Below are 19,616 nucleotides of genomic sequence, written 5' to 3' on the forward strand. Positions count from 1 at the left end.
AATTCCATATAACGGAATTTAAACCATCCAAGGAGACCTGGCAAGCGACGCGACGCGCGGCATCGCACCCGCCAAGCCAGGCCCGGCGATCCACTCCGACCATGCGATTTCAAGGGGAAAACATGATTCGCAACAGCTTCAAACTGCTCGCCACCCTGATGCTCAGCGCCGCCGCGCTGGGAGCCCAGGCCGATACCTATCCCTCACGGCCGATCAAGGTGATTTCGCCCTTCCCGGCCGGCGGCGCCACCGACGTGCTGACGCGCGTGCTGGCCGAGCGGATGGCCAAGAACCTGGGCCAGCCCATGATCGTCGAAAACAAGGCCGGCGCGGGCACCTCCATTGGCGCGGCCTACGTTTCGCGTGAAAACCCGGACGGCTACACCATCCTGATGGCCACCAACTCGACGCTGGTGACCAACCGTTATCTGTATAAGGAACTGCCCTACGACCCGGACAGCTTCGCCAGGATCGGCATGGTGGGCATTGGTCCGCTCGTCCTGTTGTCCTCGCCCAAGCGGCCCTTCAACAGCACCCAGGACGTCGTGGCCTACGCCAAGCAGAACCCGGGCAAGCTGACCTTTGCCACCTTCGGCCCCGGCACGTCTTCGCACCTGGCCGGCGAACTGTTCAAGTCGCGCGCGGGCATCGACATCCTGCACGTGCCGTTCAAGGGAGCCACCCAGGCCCTGCCGGCCCTGATCAGCGGCGACGTGGACCTGTTCTTCGACATGGTCGCCACCGGCATGCCGCAGGCCGAGGCCGGCAAGGTGAAGGTGTTCGCGATCACCAGCCCCACGCGCCTGGCGACGCAGCCCAACGTGAGCACACTGGCCGAACAAGGCTATCCCTCGTTCGACATGACCGCCTGGTTCAGTTTCGTGGCACCCAAGGGCACCCCCGCTCCGGTCGTGGAGCGCCTGCAGGCCGCGCTGACCGAGACCCTGCAGGACGAAGCCGTGAAGAAGCGCCTGCTGGACATGGGCATCGATCCGCGTTCCGGCACGGCGGCGGAACTGGACAAGCAGATCAAGACCGAACAGCCCATCGTGTCGCAGCTCATCAAGCAAGCCAACATCGTCCTGCAATGAGCGTGCACGCCCGCCCGGTTTCGTGACAAAACGTTCGCGGACCGCCGGCCCGCGATCGGCCTGTCCGCAGCCCCGGCGCGAACAGGCCTTTTCCCCGACAGCGCCGCCTTGGCCCTGTCGGTTTTTTACGCGCGGCCTAACCCCTGGATACAGAAATCGTCTCGCCCCCGCTGATAAGGTAAGGCCGGAAAAGCCGACCAATCCGCCAACATCCCCGGGAGCCCGATGCCTCAACCCGAAGACCGATATGCCCGCCTGGACTCAGCCCGATGGCTGGCTGCGCTGGCCGTCGTTCTGCTGCACAGCGCCGCCCTCGTCGTGAGCGATCCCGGCGCGCATGGCCGCGGCGCATGGCTGGCCGCCAATCTCTACGATTCCGCCGCGCGCTGGTGCGTGCCCGTCTTCGTGATGGTGAGCGGCGCGCTGCTCCTCGATCCCGGCAAGCCGCAGGACGCCAGGCGCTTCTACAGCCGCCGGATGGCGCGGATCTGCGCACCGCTGCTGTTCTGGACGATCTTCTACCTGACATGGCGCACGGGCCTGGACTGGTGGGACGACGGCCGCATCGATTTCTCGTTCTGGCCGCGCAAGGTCGTCCAGGGAGAGCCCTACTATCACCTGTGGTACCTGTACATGATCGTGGGTCTGTACCTGTTCGCGCCGCTGGTCCGTGTGCTCTATTCGCGCAGCACGCCGCGGGCGCGCGCGCTGTGGGTGGTCGGCATCCTGGGCGTGGCGATCCTGGACGCCCTGTACCGCCGCGCGCTGGGCGCGCCGCATGGTTTCTTTTTGACCTGGTTCCTGCCCTACCTGGGCTACTTCGTGGCGGGACGGCTCATTTTCGACGGCGAGATGCGGATTCCGCGCCCCGGCCTGATGCTGGCCGCGACCGTGGCCGCGACCGCGCTGGGCGTCACGGTCATGTCCAACGGCCACGTGCTGGACACCTACTTCTACGATTACTTCAGCCTGACGGTGCCATTCATGTCGCTGGCCGCATTCCAGTGGATCGTGTCCTCGCCCCGATTGCCCAGGCTGGCGGCGCTGGCGCCGCTGACGTTTGGCGTATACCTCATTCATCCGGTGTTCCTGGACATCGCGCGCCGCGCCGGCGCCTTTTCCGGCGACGACCGCGACGCGTGGACCTTGCCCTTGCTCACGATGGCGGTGTTCGCGCTGTCGGCCGCCAGCAGCTGGTTGCTCAGGCGCCATCCGGCCACGCGCCGCCTCGTCTGAAGGGCCTACGGCGCCAAGGTTGATCGCGGTTTACGCCGGCGCCAGACCGCCGGGGGATTTTCCAAAGCAGGCGCGCCGATCCGGGCGGGCGGCGCACAAGCCCTTGGGGTACAATTCACGGCTTATTTGATCGGCCAGACACCGATTTTTCTTCGCGCCAGAACGGATTTAGCCAGGCTCGAATTCATGAACAGGCCTTCGCACGCCAGCGGGGGAATACCTGGACTTGAACAAAAGCGCCTGGCAAGGCTCAAACCGTCCTGGCTTTTTCATCCGAGCGGAGGGAATCATGACCGACATCGGTCGGATGGCACATGTCGTGCCAGCTCGCACCCAGCTACCCGTCAGCGCATATTTTGACGAAGCCCTCTTTGCCCGCGAGCAAGAACTCATTTTCAAGCAATCCTCGCTCTACGTCGGCCACCAGAAATTGGTGCCCGAAATCGGGGATTGGCGTACGTTGGTCCAGGAAAACGGAGGGCGCACGCTGGTTCGCAACCAGCACGGCGTCGATCTCATCTCAAATGTCTGCCGCCACCGTCAGGCATTGATGCTTGGCGGCGAAGCCGGCAACGTGGCCGGCAACTGCAACACGCACGGCAACCTGAAGGCCACGGGCGGGAACATCGTCTGCCCGCTGCACCGCTGGACGTACAACAACCGGGGTGAGTTGCTGGGCGCGCCGCAGTTCGAGACCACGCCCTGCATGAACCTGCAGAAGTACCGCCTGCGCGATTGCCACGGGCTGCTCTTCGAAGGCCCGCGCGATCCGGCCACCGACATGGCGCCGCTGTTCGCGCGGCCCGAGTTCGACTTCGGCGATTACGTGCTGGACCATGTCGAGGTCCATCAGTGCAACTACAACTGGAAGACCTTCATCGAGGTCTACCTCGAGGACTACCACGTCGGCCCGTTCCATCCGGGACTGGGGCGCTTCGTCACCTGCGACGACCTGACCTGGGAGTTCAATGACTGGTACAGCCTGCAGAAGGTGGGCGTGCACAATGCGCTGGCGCAGCCGGGTTCCGACGTATACAAGCAGTGGCACGACCGCCTGCTGTCGTTCCGCGAAGGCGACGCGCCGGACTTCGGCGCCGTGTGGGTCACGTATTTCCCGACGCACATGATCGAGCTCTACCCGCACGTGCTGGTGCTGTCCACGCTGTACCCGAAGGGTCCGCAGGAAACGGTCAACGTCGTCGAGTTCTACTACCCCGAGGAAATCGCCGCCTTCGAGCGCGAGTTCGTCGAGGCGCAGCGCGCGGCCTACATGGAAACGGCCATCGAGGACGACGAGATCGCCGAACGCATGGATGCGGGCCGCAAGGCCCTGATGCTGCGCGGCGTGAACGAGACCGGTCCCTACCAGTCGCCCATGGAAGACGGCATGCAGCATTTCCATGAGTGGTACCGCCGCATCATGCAAGAGGTGTAGGTCCCCTGCTCCCCGCATGCATGACAAAGGGCCTCGCGAAATCCGTTCGGATTCGCGAGGCCCTTTTTTCGTCTGCAAGCCGCGGGGGGGCTTCAGCGCCCGATCACGCCGGCGACGGTCCGTTCGCCGATCGCCAGGCCCACCGTCATGCCGACGCCGGAATGCATGACCGCAACGGTCGTCGCCGCATCGACCGGCATGACCGAGAACGGCGCCGGCCCATGCGCGCCGTAGACGCCCTGCCACCGCTCGATCACCCGCAGCCGCGCGCCCAGCGCCTGGGACGCGAGATCCAGCATGGCGTTGTCGACGGCCTCGTCGTTGAACGGCAACGCGTCCTGGCCATAGCGGTGCGAGTCGCCGATGATCAGTTCGCCGTAGGGCGTGGGGCTGATCAGCAGGTGGATGCCGTTTTCCAGCAGCATGGGCGTGCGCGCCTGGATCACGTCGCGCAGCGCCTGCGCGGACGGCAGGTCCGAAAACGCGCCGTAGTGCACGCAGGACAAGCCGGTCAGCAGCGGACGGTCCAGCGCGATGGGATGGGTGTCGAAGGCCGCGCGCAGCATCTGCAGGCGGGTGACCTCCAGGTTCAGCGGCGCGAAGCGTTCGGGCAGCAAGGTGAGGTAGTCGTGGCCGGGGCAGACGAACACATGCGATGCCTTGAAGTCGCCCGCCGTGGTGCTGACTTCGCCGTTCTCCACCGCGCGCGCCAGCGTTCCCGTGATGAAGGCCACGCCCAGCGTGGATTGCAGGTAATGCGTGATGGCCGGCAGCGCCTCGCGCGAATAGATCTGCAGGTCGTCGAGGCCGCGCAGCGCCATGCAGTGGTGCGCGAGCTGGCCGCCGTACAGGCCCGCCACCTCGCGCCCGGACATCAGCTCGGCGCGATACCCGTCCTGCCGCAGCCGCGTGTCCGCGAATTCCTGCAGCACGTCGGCCTCGTCGGCGTTGCGGGCCAGCACCAGCGCACCGTTGGCGCGCACGTGAAAGCCCGCCTTGCCGGCCAAGTCGAGCCATAGCTCGCGCGACTGCTGCGCGTGCGACAGCATGGTGCCGGGCGCCTGGCCCGTCACGATGACCTGGCCGAAATTGCGGATCGTGGCGCCATGCGCCTGGCGGCTGCGCTCGATGACGGCCACGGACTGGCCGCGCTTGGCGGCGGCCCAGGCATGCGCGATGCCGAGCATGCCCGCGCCCACCACGATTACGTCGAATGTTCTCATCTTCGGAATACTGCAAGAGGGATAACGGGGAAGCCCGTCGCGGGCCTCCCGGTGCGCGGCGGCTCGTCGCCGCCGCATGGGTCACGGACTTACTTCTTCTTGGGCTCGGACTTGCCGTCGTAGCGCTTGGTCCACTCGGCGATGATGCGGTCGCGGTTCGTGGCGGCCCAGGTGAAGTCGTTCTTGATCATGCGCGAGGTCAGGTCGGCCGGCAGGTTGGGGTTGGCCGTCGCGATCGACGGGATCGCCAGCACCGCGAAGTTCGCCTTGTACAGCTCGTTGGCCTCGCGGCTGGCCGAAAAGTCGGCCAGCTTGCGGGCGGCGTCCAGGTTCTTGGTGCCCTTCATGATGGCGGTGGCTTCCACTTCCCAGCCCAGGCCCTCGGACGGGAACACGGCCTCGACGGGCGCGCCGTCGGCCTTCAGCTTGGCCGCGCGGTAGTCGAAAGAAATGCCGATGGGGAATTCACCCGCGGCGGCCATGTTGCAGGGCTTGGAGCCCGAGTGCGTGTACGAGCCCACGTTCTTGTGCAGGGCGTCCATGTAGGCCCAGCCCTTCTCTTCGCCGAACATCTGCAGCCAGGCGCTCACGTCCAGGAAACCCGTGCCCGAGGACGCCGGGTTCGGCATGACGATCTTGCCGGCGTACACCGGCTTGGTCAGGTCCTGCCACGACGTGGGCTTGGGCAGCTTCTGCTTGTCGGCTTCGATCGTGTTGAAGCAGATGGCGGCGGCGTAGCCGTCCATGCCGACCCACGCGGGTACGGCCTTGGCGTCACGCATGTTGGCGGCGATCTGGTCCAGTCCCTTCGGGGCGTAGGGCTGCAGCATGCCTTCCTTGTCCATCAGGCCCAGCGCGGTGCCGGCCAGGCCCCAGATCACGTCGGCCTTGGGATTGTTTTTCTCGGCCAGCAGCTTGGCGGCGATGATGCCGGTGGAGTCGCGCACCCACTGGATCTTGATGTCGGGATTGGCCTTTTCAAACGCGGCCTGGTAGGCCTTGATCTGGTCGGCTTCCAGCGCGGTGTAGACGGTCAGCGTGGTCTCGGCCGAGGCGGCGCCCATCACGCCCGTCAGGGCGGCGGCCAGTGCAAGCAGCTTGTAGCGATTCATGAACAACTCCGTGGGTGAGCGGAAAACAGGGTGAACGAGGTCCCCACGGCCGGCGGGTGCCGGCTGCGGAGCAGGGAATCAGGGGTGGCCCGGTGCGCCGGGCGGCGTGCGTCTAGATCAAGGGCGTTCGCCTCGCGCCAGACGGGCTTCGATAGCGTCGACCACGGCCGGCAGGTCGGCCACCGTGTCGATCAGGTAATGCGGAGAAACGGGCGCCAGCACTTCGCGGGCGGCGGCGCGCGCCGCGGCGCGGGCCGGCTCGTCCAGGGCAAGGTACTCGTCCAGCGTCAGGCCGGCGGCGTTGCCCGACAGGAGCAGGCCCACGGTCCACATGCCGGCGCGGCGGCCCTCTTCGATGCCCGGCGCGGTGTCGTCGACCTTGATGCAGCCGGCCACGTCGGACAGGCCCAGCTCCACCACGTTCTTCAGGGCCATGGCGGGCGCGGGACGCGCGCGCGGCACCTCGTCGCTGGCCACGATGCAATCCGGGGTCAACCCCTCGGCGGCGGCGCGCTCGACGACGCGCAGCATGACGCTGCCCGGATAGCCGGAGCACGAGCCGATCTTCAGGCCGCGCTGGCGCAAGGCGTGCAACACGTCGGCGGCGCCCGGAATGGCCGCGGAGTACTGCGCGACCTTTTCCAGCTGCATCGGCAGGAAGCGTTCATAGATGGCGGTCACGTCGTCATCGCTCGGCAGGCGGCCGAAGCGGGCCTGGTACTGGGCGGCGATGGCCGGCTGGTCGCACAGGGTCCGGATGTGGTCCCACTTGCCCATGCCCATCGGGCCGCGGGCTTCCTGCAGGGACACGTCCATGCCGAATTGCGAGAACGCATCCACGAACACCTTGGTGGGCGCGAAGGAGCCAAAATCGACCAGCGTGCCGGCCCAGTCGAATATCACCGCCTCGAGACGGACGGGCAAGGGTTGAACAGTCATGGAAATCATCCTGGAAAAAGGGGTCGATCAACGGGCCGCGGGCTGTCGCCAGGCCTGGCTGCGCGCCACCAGGGCGCGGCTTGCCAGGTACAGCAGCAGCGCGGCGGCGGCCGAGCTGGCCATGATGACCGTGCACATGGCGGCGGCCGGTCCGATGAAACCGGCGTCGTCCATGTTGAGCACGGCGACGGCGGCCAGCACCGTGGACGGGCTGTACAGGAACACCACGGCGGACACGGTGGTCATCGCGGAAACGAAGAGGTAGCGGGCCACGTCCAGCGCCGCAGGCAGGCACATGGGCAGGGTCACGCGCAGGAAGGTCGTCAGGCGCGGCACCTTCAGGGACGCGGAGGCGGCCTCGAATTCCGGGTCCAGCGCATTGAGCGCGGTGGCGGCGGTCAGGTGGGCGCTGGTGTAGAAATGCACGACCGTGCACAGCACCAGCAGCGGCATCGTTCCGTACAGCACGTTCAGCGGATTCGCGGGGCTGTTGAAGAAGAAGATGTAGCCCAGGCCCAGCACCAGTCCCGGCACGGCCATCGGCATCAGCGCCAGCATGCCAGCCATGCCGCGCAGGCCGCGGGCCGTCGCGCCGCGGGCGGGCACTTTCTCCATCATCCACGCGCCGGCGAAGACCACGACGGTGCCCACGAGCGCCGTGCAGAACGCAAGCTGCAGGCTGTTGCGCCACGCGAGCCAGCCGCCGCCGTCCATGTTGTCGAAATCGTACGAGCGCAGCGACATCGACAGGTTGTACGGCCACATTTTCACGAACGAGGCCCAGACCGCCACGCCAATGATGATCAGCAGGAAGGCGGCCATCACCCCGGCCAGCACCAGGAACGCCGCATCACGCCGGCCGTTCGGAGCCGCCGCGTAAGCCTGCGCGCGCCCGCTCATCTGCGCGCCCTGCCGGGCACGCAGGCGCCGGTCCAGCACGAAGGTCAGGAGCGCCGGCAGGAGCAACAGGATGCCGATCGCCGCCCCCTTGGGAAAGTTCTGCTGGCCGACCACCGCCTTGTAGGCTTCCATGGCCAGCACGTTGTAGTCGCCGCCCACCACCTTGGGCACGCCGAAATCGGTGACGGTCAGGGTGAACACCACGCAGCAGGCCGAAAACACCGCGTAGCGCGTGCCCGGCAGCGTGACGGTCAGGAAAGTGCGCCACGGTCCCGCGCCCATGGCGCGCGCCGCGTCGTAGAGGCGGCCGTCCGCCAGCGCCAGGCCGGTCAGCAGGATCATGAGCGCGTGGGGAAAGGTGTAGAACGCTTCGCCCACGACGATGCCCCAGAAGCCGTAGATGGTGGCGCCGCCGGTCAGCCCCTTGAGCAGGCCCTGGTTGCCCAGCAGATAGACCAGCGCGATGCCGGGCAACAGCGAAGGCGCCAGCAACGGCAGCAGCGCGATCGTGCGCAGAATGCCCTTGCCCGGCAGCCGGGTGCGGGTCAGCGCATAGGCAAACGCATAGGCGCAGGGCACGACCAGCAAGGTCGTCACCACGCCCACGGCAAGGCTGCGTCCCACCATGGCCAGGAAGCCGTCGGCGCCGATGATGCCCGCGATGACCGACAGGCCGGCCCAGCCGCCTTCGGCATCGGTGACGGATTTGACCAGGATCGCCGCCAGCGGCAGCGCCAGGAATATGAGCAGGCCGAGCGCCAGGCCGCCCTGCCCCAGCGTCAGGCCCAGCGCGCCGATCCAGGCGGGCAGCGGGCGCCGTCCCAGCGCGGGCAGCGGCGCGGACGCGGCCAGGGTGGCGGGCCGGGCGGCGGAGGCGGAAATCGGGGCTGGCTGGGCCATGGCGCGGGAATCGTTCATGGCCGGATCAAGCGTAGGCGCGTATCGCATGGCGCGGCAGCTCCACCCAGCAGCGGCTGGCGGCGTGAGGGCCCAGCAGGGCGTCTCCGGTTTCAGGGGGCACGATGGAGTGGATGGTGGCGCCGGGCACGCCCTCCAGGCGCAAGGCCAGGCGATAGCTGCGGCCCAGGAACACGCCGTCCAGCACGTCGGCCAGCATGGCGTTGGACGCTTCGGGCCTGGCCATGCTGACGCGCACGGCCTCGGGCCGCACGAAAAGCTTGCCGGCGCCTGCCTCCAGCGCGGCGTCCACCGCCAGTTCCTGGCGGCCCACGCGCGCCCGGTGCGCGTCGATGCGTTCGAACGGCAGCCAGTTGGCCTCGCCCACGAAATCGGCGATGAAAGCCGAGCCCGGCTGGCGATACAGCTCGCGCGGCGTGCCGTACTGTTCGATGACGCCGCCATTCATGACCGCGATGCGGTCGGCCATCACCATGGCTTCTTCCTGGTCATGCGTCACCATCAGCGTGGTGATGGACAGGCGCTTCTGCAGCGCGCGCAGCTCGATCCGCAGGTGTTCGCGCACCCGCGCATCCAGCGCCGACATGGGCTCGTCCAGCAACAGCAGGGACGGCGACGGCGCCAGGGCGCGCGCCAACGCCACGCGCTGCTGCTGGCCGCCGGAGATCTGCCCGGGGTATTTCTGCGCCGCGCCGGCCAGGCCGACCAGCGTCAGCATTTCCTCGACGCGGCTGGCGACGTGGCTGCGATGCGCGCGCTTGCCGCTCAACCCGTAGGCCACGTTCTGGGCCACCGTCAGGTTCGGGAACAGCGCGTAGGACTGGAACAGGATGCCGTAGTCGCGCGCCTGCGGCTCGGCATGGGAGATGTCGCGGCCCGACAGCACGATGGTTCCGCTGTCCTGCCGCTCCAGCCCCGCGATCGCCCGCAGCAGCGTCGTCTTGCCGCAGCCCGAGGGCCCCAGCAGGCACACCAGCTCTCCGGCACGGATATCCAGGGAAACGTCGGCCAGCGCCGTGTGGCTGCCGAATCGCTTCACGAGATTCTGCACGGATAGAAAGGCGGTATCGCGTTGGGCCATGGGGCCTCCGGTCTGGGAACGAAGGCAGTATGGAAGCCGCGTATTGAGCGTTTATGACACTTCGCGCAAATGCAGTAATAAAAACATCAAATTATTTTGGTGTACTGGCGGTCTTGCGCATTGCGTCCAACCATCGCTCCGACCGTGCTTGTCGCCGAACTCAAATCCTTCTACGCCGTGGCCCGCTGCGGCACCGTCACCAAGGCCGCCGCCCAGCTGGGCGTCAGCCAGCCCACCGTGACGGGGCAACTGCGCCAGCTCGAATCGCGCTACGGCATCGAACTGTTCCACCGACAAGGGCGGGGCATGCGGTTGTCGGACGCGGGGCAAAACCTGATGCCCATGGTGGAAAAGCTGGTGCAGCAGGAGACCGAAATCGATTTCCGGCTGCGCGACGCCAGCGATCTGCGCGAAGGCAACCTGCGCATCGGGGCGACGGGTCCCTACTACATCATGGATACCGTGCGCCGCTACAACCAGCGCTATCCCGGCATCGACCTGACCGTCACGATCGGCAACTCGCAATCGATGCTCCAGGCGCTGCAGGATTACCGCATCGAGATTGCCACGTCTTCCTTTCTGATGGATGACAAGCACGTGTACCGGCGCAAGATCGCGGCGGACCCGATCCGCGTCGTGGCGCATCGCGCCCACCCGCTGGCCCGGCGGGGACAGGTCCGGTTGGCCGACCTGGCCGAGCACGCCCTGCTGCTGCGCGAGCCCGGCTCGATGACGCGCCAGCTCACCGAAGAGGCGCTGGCCGCGGCCGGCGTCACCGTGCGCCGCACGCTGGAAATCGGCAGCCGCGAATCGATCCGGCAGGCCATCCTGTGCGAGCTCGGGATCAGCCTGATCCCCTCCCGCGAGATCCCGTCCCATCCCGACCTGGCCGCCCTGGACATCCAGGACGCCGACATCGTGATGAATGAATACCTGTACTGCCTGCGCGAGCGCCAACCGGTGCAGCTCATCGCGCGCTTTCTGGAGATGGCGCCGGCAGCCGGCTGACCTTTCGCGGCCACTGCCCGCCTCTTCCCCTTGCGGCCACTCAGGAGACAACCATGGCCTTGACCCTGCAGGATATCGAACAGATCTTCCTGGAACGCGGACACCGTTCCTATGACGGCGAATCCGTCAGCCATCTGCGCCACGCGCTGCAGACGGCGACCCTGGCCGAGCGGCACGGCGCCAATGCCCATCTCATCACGGCCTGCCTGTTGCACGACCTGGGCCACCTGATCGCCGACCGGCCCGGCACGCCCACGCTGCGCGGCCTCGACGACAAGCACCAGTATTTCGTGCTGCCCTTCCTGCGCGGCCTGTTCAGCGCCGCCGTGCTGGACCCGATCCGGCTGCACGTGGAAGCCAAGCGCTACCTCTGCTACGTCGAGCCGCATTACGAGGCCACGCTGTCGGAGGACTCGCGGCGCAGCCTGGCGCTGCAGGGCGGCAGTTTCGACGCCGGCCAGGCGGTCGATTTCGCCAGCATGCCCGGCGCGCCCGATGCGATCCGCCTGCGGCGCTGGGACGACATGGCCAAGGTGCCGGGCCTGGCCACGCCGCCGCTGGACCACTTTCTGGAGATCGCCGAAAGCGTGTCCGGGCGGGTCAAACTGGCCGCCGTCTGGTAGCGGCAGCCCGGCGTCCATGAAAAAAGCCAGGACGCGATGTCCTGGCCTGTGCTTTCGTTCACTCGCCCTTGGCCACCGGCCGGGCGGGATCGCTGCACCATTCGCTCCAGGAGCCCGGATAGAGGCGCGAGCCCGGCAGGCCCGCAATTTCCATGGCCAGCAGGTTATGGCAGGCCGTAATGCCCGAGCCGCACTGGTGCACGATGGAAGCCGGCTCGCGCCCCGCCAGCAGGCGGGAAAATTCCTCGCGCAGCTGCTCGGCCGTCTTGAATCGGCCGTCCTGCTGGAGGTTTTCGCCGTTCGGCCGGTTCAGCGCGCCCGGGATATGGCCCGCCACCGGGTCCATGGGTTCGACCTCGCCGCGATAGCGGTTGGCCGCGCGCGCATCGATCACGGTAAAGGACGGCTGCGAGAGGTTGGCCAGCACCGCCTGGGCATCCACGGCGCCGGCCAGCGCGGCGCCCGGCTCGACCGGCTGGCCCGGCTGCACGGCCGGCGCGGATTCGTGGCTGACCGGCAGGCCGGCGGCCGTCCAGGCCTGCCAGCCGCCGTCCAGCACGGCGACCCGGTCGTGGCCCAGCCAGCGCAGCATCCACCACAGGTGCGCGGCGTACATGCCGCCGCTTGCGTCGTAGGCCACCACCAGCGTTTGCGGCGTGACGCCGTGCGCGGCCATCAGGGCGCCGAATTGCGCCCGGTCCGGCAGCGGATGCCGGCCGTTCTTGCCCGTGCGGGCGGCGGCCAGCTCGGTTTCGTGGTCCAGGTAGCGGGCGCCGGGAATGTGGCCCGCGTCGTAGGCCTGCCGGCCCGCCGAATGATTGGTCAGGTCATGGCGCACGTCGAACACGCGCACGTCGGACGTGTCGAGGCGCGCGGCCAGATCGGCGGCGGAAATCAGTGTCGTCGTCATTCAGGGGGGCTCCTGGTCGGGATGGCGGCGGGCGCCGGCTTTCAGGCCGGCTTGGGGTCGCGCATGGTGCGCCACACCGACAGCAGGCCCGCGAAGATGATGAGGCCCATGCCGGCCCAGGCCAGGGCGTCCAGATGGTCGCCCCAGAAGCCCATGCCCAGCAGCGCCGCGAAGATGATGGTGCTGTATTGCAAGGCGGCGGTCAGCAGCGCCGACCCCATGCCGAACGCCCGGGTCATGGCGAGCTGGCCGAACAGCCCGGCCAGCCCAACGCCCAGCAGCGACAAGTACCCGGTCCAGTCGGCCGTGCCCCAGCCTTCGATAGCCAGGCCCGCGCCGCTGGACGCGCACACGGCCACCGAAAAGAACAGCACGGTGCGCCATTCGGGTTCGCCGATGCGACCGAGCTCGCGGATCTGCATCATGGCAATCGCGGACATGGCGCCGGCGCCCATGCCCAGCAGGGCCGCGAGCCACTGGTCTTCGGTGATGCTGGGCCGCAGGACGGCGATCACGCCCAGGAATCCCAGCGCCACCGCCAGGATCCGCACGGGATCGCGCTGCGCCCCGCCCCACCCCAGCATCCAACAGGCAATGAAGAGCGGCGCGGTGTAGTTCAGGCTGGTGGCGGTGGCCAGCGGCAGATGGGAGATGGCGAAAAAACCCAGCCACATCGACGTCACGCCGGACAGGTTGCGCCAGACGTGCAGCTTCCAGCTCGTGGGAATGATGGACTGGCGGCCGGCGCGCGCCCAGATCAGCAACAGGATCACCGAGGGCAGGCCGCGAAAGAGCACAATCTGGGGCAGCGAGGCGCCGTGCTCGGTGCCGAGCTTCACGAACGACCCCATGATGGCGAACATGGCGGACGCCAGCAACATCCAAAGAGCCTGCATGCGGGTCTACGCTAAGGGAAAAGTGGGGGGAGGAATAAGGGAAAGCGATACTATACTCTCCGTCACCGGTAGCGGAGCCGGCGAGTCGGGGAACTGGCGAGGCCCCGCCATGTCGAATTCCGCGTATTTGCCGCTCGCAGAGGAATAAAAAAACATGAAACGCATTGTTCTGTTCGTCATTACCAACCTGGCCGTCATGCTGGTGCTGTCGGCCACGCTGCGCATCCTGGGCGTGGACCGCATCATCACGGCCAACGGGATCAACTTCAACGCCCTCCTGATCTTCTCGGTCGTGGTGGGCTTTACCGGCGCCATCATCTCGCTCCTCATGAGCAAGCCGATGGCCAAATGGAGCACCGGCGCCCAGGTGCTGGACCCCAACGCGCCGCGCAACCAGCGCGAGGCCTGGCTGGTGGACACGGTCCACCAACTGGCCGATCGCGCCGGCATCGGCCGCCCCGAAGTCGCCATCTACGAAGGCGCGCCCAACGCGTTCGCCACGGGCGCCTTCAAGAACGACTCGCTGGTCGCCGTCTCCACGGGCCTGCTCGAAAGCATGACCGAGGAAGAAGTCGCCGCCGTGCTGGCGCACGAGGTCGCGCACATCGCCAACGGCGACATGGTTACCCTGACCCTGATCCAGGGCGTGGTGAACACGTTCGTCATCTTCCTGGCGCGCGTGGTCGGCTACTTCATCGACCGCGTGGTGTTCAAGAACGAGCGCGGCATCGGCCCGGGCTACTTCGTCACCGTGCTGGTCTGTGAAATCATCTTCGGCGTCCTGGCCTCCATCATCGTGGCCTGGTTCTCGCGCCAGCGCGAATACCGCGCCGACGCGGGTTCGGCCCACCTGATGGGCGCGCGCGAACCGATGATCCGCGCTCTGGCCCGCCTGGGCGGCCTGGAGCCGGGCGAACTGCCCAAGTCGTTCGAAGCGTCCGGCATCACCGGCAAGGGCGGCCTGGCGGCCATGTTCGCCTCGCACCCGCCGATCCCGGCCCGCATCGCCGCCCTGCAGAACGCCCGCGTGATCTGATCGGCCCTCGGCCCCGGCAGCAAAAGCCCCTCGCAAGAGGGGCTTTTTCATTGGGGGTGGGCGATTCTGCCGCTCAGCACTCGACGATGTTCACCGCCAGGCCGCCGCGGGCCGTTTCCTTGTACTTAGTCTTCATGTCGGCGCCGGTTTCGCGCATGGTCTTGATGACCGAATCCAGCGACACATAGTGCTGCCCGTCGCCGCGCAGCGCCATGCGGGCGGCATTGACCGCCTTGACCGACGCCATCGCATTGCGCTCGATACAGGGTATCTGCACCAGGCCGCCCACGGGGTCGCAGGTCAGTCCCAGGTTGTGTTCCATGCCGATCTCGGCCGCGTTTTCCACCTGCTCGACCGAGCCGCCCAGGGCGGCGGCCAGTCCGCCGGCGGCCATGGAACAGGCGACGCCCACCTCGCCCTGGCAGCCCACCTCGGCGCCGGACAACGAGGCGTTGTACTTGTACAGCAGGCCGATGGCCCCGGCGGTCAGCAGGAATTCGCGCACGCCCTCGCGGTTGGCGCCGGGCACGAAGCGGTCGTAGTAGTGCAGCACGGCCGGGATGATGCCCGCCGCGCCGTTGGTCGGCGCCGTGACCACGCGGCCGCCGGCGGCGTTCTCTTCGTTCACGGCCATCGCGTACAGGTTGACCCAGTCCATGACCGACAGCGGGTCGGACAGGGTGCGTTCCGCGCGCTGCGTCAGGTTGCGGTACAGCTCGGGCGCGCGGCGGCGCACCCGCAGCGGACCGGGCAGTTCGCCATCGGCCTCGGGATAGTTGATGCCGCAACCGCGCGCCACGCAGTCCTGCATGACCTGCCAGATGCGGTCCAGGCCCGCATTCACTTCGGACGCCTCGCGCCAGGTCAGCTCGTTCTGCATCATGATGCCGGCGACGGTCATGCCGTTTTCCTGGCACATGGCCAGCAATTCGCGGCCCATGCGAAACGGATACGGCAACTGGTCGTGCGCCGCGATGACCTGGCTGTTGGATGCGCCCGCGGTGACCACGAAGCCGCCGCCCACCGACAGGTAACGCGATTCGCGCAGCGTCTGGCCGTCGGCGTCAAACGCGTGGAATTTCATGCCGTTGGGGTGTTCAGCCATCGCTTCGCGGCGGTAGAACATCAGGTGGTCCTTCTCCACGAAGGGCAGCGGGTACTTGCCCAGCAGGGGCAATTGGCGGCTGGCGCGCACGGATGCGACCATGCCGGCGATGGCGGCGGGATCGACGGTGTCTGGCGCCTCGCCCATCAGGCCCAGCAGCACGCCCTTGTCGGTGCCGTGCCCCTTGCCGGTGGCGCCCAGCGACCCGTAGAGTTCGGCCCGCACGCTGGCGACGCGCGGAATCAGGCCGTCACGCTCCAGCCCCTGGGCGAACAGCAGCGCCGCGCGCATCGGGCCCACCGTGTGGGAACTGGATGGGCCTATGCCTACCTTGAACAGATCGAAAACGGAAACGGCCACGCAAAACTCCAGTACATCCACGGTGATGAGGCAATGATACGCGCAGCCCAGGGCGCACGCAGCAAAGCCCCCCGGGGGTATCCTGTCTCTTCCCGCCGGGTGTCAAAGGCCGCCGGGGCGTGCGATCATTACAGAATTATTACTTGTCATAAAAAGAACGGAACTACGCCTGGATGTCTGGACTCATTACCCTGCTTGACTTCGCCGGCTACGTGGCGCTGCTCCTCTGGGGCGTGCATATGGTCCAAACGGGCGTGCAGCGCGCTTTCGGGGCGGCGCTCGGCGCCGCGCTCGGACGCGCCCTGGGCACGCGGTTGCGCGCATTCGGGGCGGGCCTGGGAATCACCGCCGCCCTGCAGAGCAGCACCGCCACCGGGCTCATGATCACGGGCTTCGCCGCTGGCGGGGTCGTCGGCCTGGCGCCGGCCCTGGCGGCCATGCTGGGCGCCAACGTGGGCACCACGCTGATCGTGCAGCTCCTGTCCTTCGACCTGACCGAACTGGCGCCCATCCTGATTCTCGCCGGCGTCTGGATGTTCCGGCGCTATCCGCCAGGCCGCACGCGCGACCTGGGCCGGGTATTCATCGGGCTGGGCCTGTTGCTGCTGTCGCTGCACCAGTTGGTGGAGCTGTTCGCCCCGTTCCAGACCGCCCCGATGCTGGGGGTGATGCTGGATGCCCTGGCCACCCAGCCCGTGGCGGCGGTGCTGCTGTCCGCGGCGTTCACGTGGGCGGCCCATTCCAGCGTGGCCGTGGTGGTGCTGGTGATGTCCCTGGCCAGCCACAACATGGTGGCGCCGCACGTGGCGTTCGCGCTGGTGCTGGGCGCCAACCTGGGCACCGCGATCAACCCGATGATCGAAGGCGTGACGGGCGACGACCCGGCGGCCCGCCGCCTGCCGCTGGGCAACCTGCTGACGCGGGTGCTGGGCGTGCTGGCCGGGCTGATGCTGCTGCCTTTCCTGCAACCGTGGATGACCGGGATGGCGAACGATCCCGCGCGCGCGGTCGCCAACTTCCACACCTTGTTCAACGCGGTCATCGCCCTGGTCTTTTTGCCGATCCTGACGCCTTACGCCGCCCTGCTCACCCGCTGGCTGCCCAAGCGCGCCGATCCGAACGACCCGTCCCGCCCCCAATACCTGGACGAATGGGCCCACGATGTGCCGGCCGTGGCCTTGGGCAACGCCGCGCGCGAAGCCTTGCGCATGGCCGACATGCTGCAGACGCTGCTGCTCTACGCGCGGGCCGGCTTCAAGCGCGACAACCGCCACCGCATGGTGCAGGCGCGCCAGCTCGACGGCGCGCTGGACAAGCTGGAGAACGCCATCACCACCTACCTGGCCACCCTGGACCAGGAAAACATGACGCGCGACGACATTCAACGGCTGGACGACATCCTGGCCTTCACCAGCAACATCGGGCATGCGGGCGACATCGCCCACCACGGGCTCCTCAGCCACGTCGCCAAGCTGCGCAAGCAGGGCTGGGTCTTCTCGCCCGAGCAGCGCGCCAGCCTGGACGACACGCTGGGCCAGCTCATCGCGAACCAGCGCACGGCCGCCGCGCTCTTCGTCAACGACGACCTGCGCCAGGCCCGCGCGCTGGCCGGCGAGAAGGCGCGGTTCCGCAGCATCGAGACGCAGGCTGCGGATACGCACCTGCAGAAGATCAAGTCCGGCGAAGTCGATGCCGCCGAAGTCGGCGCGCTGTACCTGGACATCCTGCGGGACATGAAGGGCATCAATTCCCATCTGGTGGGCGCCGCCGCCTATCCCTTGCTGGCGCGTCACGGCGAGCTGCTGCCGAGCCGGCTGCGCGAAGCCGGCAATTGACAGCCCTAGCCTTCACGCGAAAAAAAGCCGATCCCAGGATCGGCTTTTTGTTTCCGGGCTCAGCATTATTGGCTCAGCATTATTGGCTCAGGATTGTTGGCTCAGCATTGCCGCCTCACCCTGCCTGGCTCACAAATACCGCTTGAACCACTCCAGCATCCGCTTCCAGCCATCCTGGGCGGCTTCGGCGTGGTAGCTGGCGCGGTAGTCCGCCAGGAAAGCATGGTCGGCCTCGGGGTAGACGACGATCTCGGACAGCTTTGCCGCGGCGTTGCCGGCGGCCAGCTTGGCCTTCATGGTTTCGACGTCGGACAGCGGGATGCTGGCATCGCGGCCGCCGTAAAGGCCCAGAACGGGGCCCTGCAGTTCGTCGACCACGTCGAACGCCACGCGCTTGATGAGGGGGCCATGGCCCACGCTGAGCTTGCCGTACCAGGCCACGCCGGCCTTCACGTCGGGATTGTGCGCCGCGTACATCCAGGTCAGCCTTCCGCCCCAGCAAAAGCCCGTCACGGCCACACGGCGCGCGTCTCCGCCATTGGCCGCGGCCCATGCCACGCTGGCGTCCAGGTCGCCGAACACCTGTTCGTCCGGCACCTTGCTGACCAGTTCCGAAATGAGCTTGGGAATATCGGTATACGCCGACGCGTCGCCCTGGCGCTGGTAGAGATTGGCAGCGACCGCCAGATAGCCCGACTTGGCAAGGCGGCGGCAGATGTCCTTGATGTGTTCGTGGACGCCAAAGATTTCCTGGATCACCAGCACGATCGGCAGATCGCGCTGGCCCTGCGGCGCGGCATAGTAGGCGTCGATCGGGCCGTCCGTCACGGGAAGCTGGAAATCCCCGTGGACGAGTCCCTGCGTATCGGTGTGGATGACGGTGGCGGCGACATTGCCGGCGGCGGCGGAAAAACTCATGGAGAACTCCTTTGAGGGGTGGACGAAACCGGCCATCCCTCACCGCCCCGTCGGCGCTAGTGCGAGTGGCCGTGCTCCGCATGGGGCGCGCCATGGTCCTCATGCGCGCCATGTTCGTGCCCGTGATGCATCAGGGTCGTGACGCTGTAGATCAGCGCCACGCCGATTCCGACCAGCAGCAGTTGCGGAACGGCATCGGAAAGGGATACCCGCTCGTGCATTTGCGGCATCAGGTCAGCCACCGAGATATACAGGAAGCTGCTTGCGGCCACCACCAGAATGTACGGCACCCAGTCCTGCGCCTGCTGCAGCACGAAGTACCCTATTATGCCGCCCACCGCTGAACACAAGCTGGTGAAGAGTATCAGCGCGAAGGCGCGGCGGCGGCGCAGCCCGGCGTTCAGCAGCACCACGAAATCGCCCAGCTTGTGCGGCACCTCGTGGATGATGATCGATGCGGCCGTCAACACGCCCAGCAACGGATCCGTCAGGAACGCCGCGGCGATCAGGACGCCATCGCACAGGTTGTGCAGCGAACTGCCGATCAGGATCAGCACCCCGCCCCGCCCTGCCTCGTGACGGTCGTGCCCCTTGTGGTGGTGATGGCCGTCGCCTTCGTGGTGATGGCTGTGGCGCAGCAGCGCGATCTTCTCCAGCACGAAAAAGCCGATCAGCGACGCCAGCATCAGCCCGAACAGCACGTGGGCATTGCCGACGCCGGTTTCGAAGGCCTCGGGCAGCAGATGCAGCAGGGCCACCGACAGCAGCACGCCCACCGACAGGCTCACCATGTGATGCAGGTATTTGGCAAAAACCTTGTACGCGAGCCAGCTCGCGATAAGGACGGCAATCAGGCCGCCGGTGATGGTGGCAAGCAGGACCCAGAGCAGCAACATGGAGGGGGGGCGAAAAAAGGGCGGGGAAAGCGCAACATTATATTGTTGCAATCTGAAAAGCGGAAATGGGCCGCCCCAGGGCGGCCCATCGGCA

Annotated in this window: 17 protein-coding genes; 7 read left to right on the forward strand and 10 right to left on the reverse strand. The window is 67.2% G+C overall.

Translation table 11 applies throughout. From position 1 onward, the window contains the following. The first annotated feature begins 122 nt into the window (after nucleotides 1–122). The 3 genes from ACZ50Q_RS20805 (at nucleotide 123) to ACZ50Q_RS20815 (ending at nucleotide 3,762) form a co-directional block, all read left to right on the forward strand. Nucleotides 123–1,091 (forward strand): Bug family tripartite tricarboxylate transporter substrate binding protein, encoded by a 969-nt coding sequence (locus tag ACZ50Q_RS20805; protein ID WP_464079432.1) that lies wholly within the window; start codon nucleotides 123–125, stop codon nucleotides 1,089–1,091. A 225-nt stretch (nucleotides 1,092–1,316) separates the two neighbouring features. Beyond that, nucleotides 1,317–2,327, forward strand: coding sequence for an acyltransferase (locus ACZ50Q_RS20810; RefSeq protein WP_464079433.1), 1,011 nt, complete (start codon nucleotides 1,317–1,319; stop codon nucleotides 2,325–2,327). Nucleotides 2,328–2,616: 289 nt separating this feature from the next. After that, nucleotides 2,617–3,762, forward strand: coding sequence for an aromatic ring-hydroxylating oxygenase subunit alpha (locus ACZ50Q_RS20815; RefSeq protein WP_464079434.1), 1,146 nt, complete (start codon nucleotides 2,617–2,619; stop codon nucleotides 3,760–3,762). A gap of 92 nt (nucleotides 3,763–3,854) precedes the next feature. Here the strand turns inward: ACZ50Q_RS20815 and ACZ50Q_RS20820 are convergent, their stop codons facing one another. The 5 genes from ACZ50Q_RS20820 to ACZ50Q_RS20840 form a co-directional block, all read right to left on the reverse strand. Next, nucleotides 3,855–4,985 (reverse strand): TIGR03364 family FAD-dependent oxidoreductase, encoded by a 1,131-nt coding sequence (locus ACZ50Q_RS20820; protein ID WP_464079435.1) that lies wholly within the window; start codon nucleotides 4,983–4,985, stop codon nucleotides 3,855–3,857. A gap of 89 nt (nucleotides 4,986–5,074) precedes the next feature. Next, the gene (locus ACZ50Q_RS20825; RefSeq protein WP_076519687.1) at nucleotides 5,075–6,097 is read right to left on the reverse strand and encodes a putative 2-aminoethylphosphonate ABC transporter substrate-binding protein; all 1,023 of its coding nucleotides are present in this window, start codon (nucleotides 6,095–6,097) and stop codon (nucleotides 5,075–5,077) included. 117 nt (nucleotides 6,098–6,214) lie between these two features. Further along, the gene (phnX, locus tag ACZ50Q_RS20830) at nucleotides 6,215–7,045 is read right to left on the reverse strand and encodes a phosphonoacetaldehyde hydrolase (RefSeq protein WP_464079436.1); all 831 of its coding nucleotides are present in this window, start codon (nucleotides 7,043–7,045) and stop codon (nucleotides 6,215–6,217) included. An 18-nt stretch (nucleotides 7,046–7,063) separates the two neighbouring features. After that, nucleotides 7,064–8,884 carry a putative 2-aminoethylphosphonate ABC transporter permease subunit gene (locus tag ACZ50Q_RS20835; protein WP_464079437.1) on the reverse strand — a complete coding sequence of 607 codons (1,821 nt, stop codon included), beginning with the start codon at nucleotides 8,882–8,884 and terminating at the stop codon, nucleotides 7,064–7,066. Then, on the reverse strand, nucleotides 8,862–9,935 hold the full coding sequence (locus ACZ50Q_RS20840) for a putative 2-aminoethylphosphonate ABC transporter ATP-binding protein (RefSeq protein WP_076519683.1): 1,074 nt from the start codon (nucleotides 9,933–9,935) through the stop codon (nucleotides 8,862–8,864). The genes ACZ50Q_RS20835 and ACZ50Q_RS20840 overlap by 23 nt, the downstream gene beginning before the upstream one ends. Before the next feature lie 144 nt (nucleotides 9,936–10,079). Here ACZ50Q_RS20840 and ACZ50Q_RS20845 point away from each other — a divergent pair, with 144 nt between their 5' ends. Together ACZ50Q_RS20845 and ACZ50Q_RS20850 are read left to right on the forward strand one after the other, a co-directional pair. After that, nucleotides 10,080–10,943: a LysR family transcriptional regulator gene (locus tag ACZ50Q_RS20845; RefSeq protein WP_076519682.1), complete on the forward strand. Its 864-nt coding sequence runs from the start codon at nucleotides 10,080–10,082 to the stop codon at nucleotides 10,941–10,943. A 53-nt stretch (nucleotides 10,944–10,996) separates the two neighbouring features. Continuing rightward, entirely contained in the window at nucleotides 10,997–11,566 is a 570-nt protein-coding gene (locus ACZ50Q_RS20850; protein WP_092581698.1) for a phosphonate degradation HD-domain oxygenase, read from the forward strand. A 58-nt stretch (nucleotides 11,567–11,624) separates the two neighbouring features. Here the strand turns inward: ACZ50Q_RS20850 and ACZ50Q_RS20855 are convergent, their stop codons facing one another. Together ACZ50Q_RS20855 and ACZ50Q_RS20860 are read right to left on the reverse strand one after the other, a co-directional pair. After that, on the reverse strand, nucleotides 11,625–12,476 hold the full coding sequence (locus ACZ50Q_RS20855; RefSeq protein ID WP_464079438.1) for a sulfurtransferase: 852 nt from the start codon (nucleotides 12,474–12,476) through the stop codon (nucleotides 11,625–11,627). 41 nt (nucleotides 12,477–12,517) lie between these two features. Next, a complete protein-coding gene (locus tag ACZ50Q_RS20860; protein WP_464079439.1) occupies nucleotides 12,518–13,372 on the reverse strand; it encodes a DMT family transporter in 855 nt (284 codons plus the stop codon). A gap of 154 nt (nucleotides 13,373–13,526) precedes the next feature. On the opposite strand from ACZ50Q_RS20860, the gene htpX reads away from it, so the two are divergent. Next, the gene (gene htpX, locus ACZ50Q_RS20865; protein WP_076519676.1) at nucleotides 13,527–14,408 is read left to right on the forward strand and encodes a protease HtpX; all 882 of its coding nucleotides are present in this window, start codon (nucleotides 13,527–13,529) and stop codon (nucleotides 14,406–14,408) included. Nucleotides 14,409–14,481: 73 nt separating this feature from the next. Here htpX and ACZ50Q_RS20870 read toward each other — a convergent pair whose 3' ends face one another. Beyond that, the gene (locus ACZ50Q_RS20870; protein ID WP_464079440.1) at nucleotides 14,482–15,873 is read right to left on the reverse strand and encodes an L-serine ammonia-lyase; all 1,392 of its coding nucleotides are present in this window, start codon (nucleotides 15,871–15,873) and stop codon (nucleotides 14,482–14,484) included. A 173-nt stretch (nucleotides 15,874–16,046) separates the two neighbouring features. On the opposite strand from ACZ50Q_RS20870, the gene ACZ50Q_RS20875 reads away from it, so the two are divergent. Then, nucleotides 16,047–17,708: a Na/Pi cotransporter family protein gene (locus tag ACZ50Q_RS20875; protein ID WP_464079441.1), complete on the forward strand. Its 1,662-nt coding sequence runs from the start codon at nucleotides 16,047–16,049 to the stop codon at nucleotides 17,706–17,708. A gap of 129 nt (nucleotides 17,709–17,837) precedes the next feature. Here ACZ50Q_RS20875 and ACZ50Q_RS20880 read toward each other — a convergent pair whose 3' ends face one another. Together ACZ50Q_RS20880 and ACZ50Q_RS20885 are read right to left on the reverse strand one after the other, a co-directional pair. Next, on the reverse strand, nucleotides 17,838–18,626 hold the full coding sequence (locus ACZ50Q_RS20880) for a dienelactone hydrolase family protein (protein ID WP_464079442.1): 789 nt from the start codon (nucleotides 18,624–18,626) through the stop codon (nucleotides 17,838–17,840). 56 nt (nucleotides 18,627–18,682) lie between these two features. After that, complete coding sequence (locus ACZ50Q_RS20885) at nucleotides 18,683–19,522, reverse strand: ZIP family metal transporter (RefSeq protein WP_464079443.1); 840 nt, start codon at nucleotides 19,520–19,522, stop codon at nucleotides 18,683–18,685. Between the last annotated feature and the right edge of the window lie 94 nt (nucleotides 19,523–19,616).

Source organism: Achromobacter sp. T5-5, from assembly GCF_055397965.1.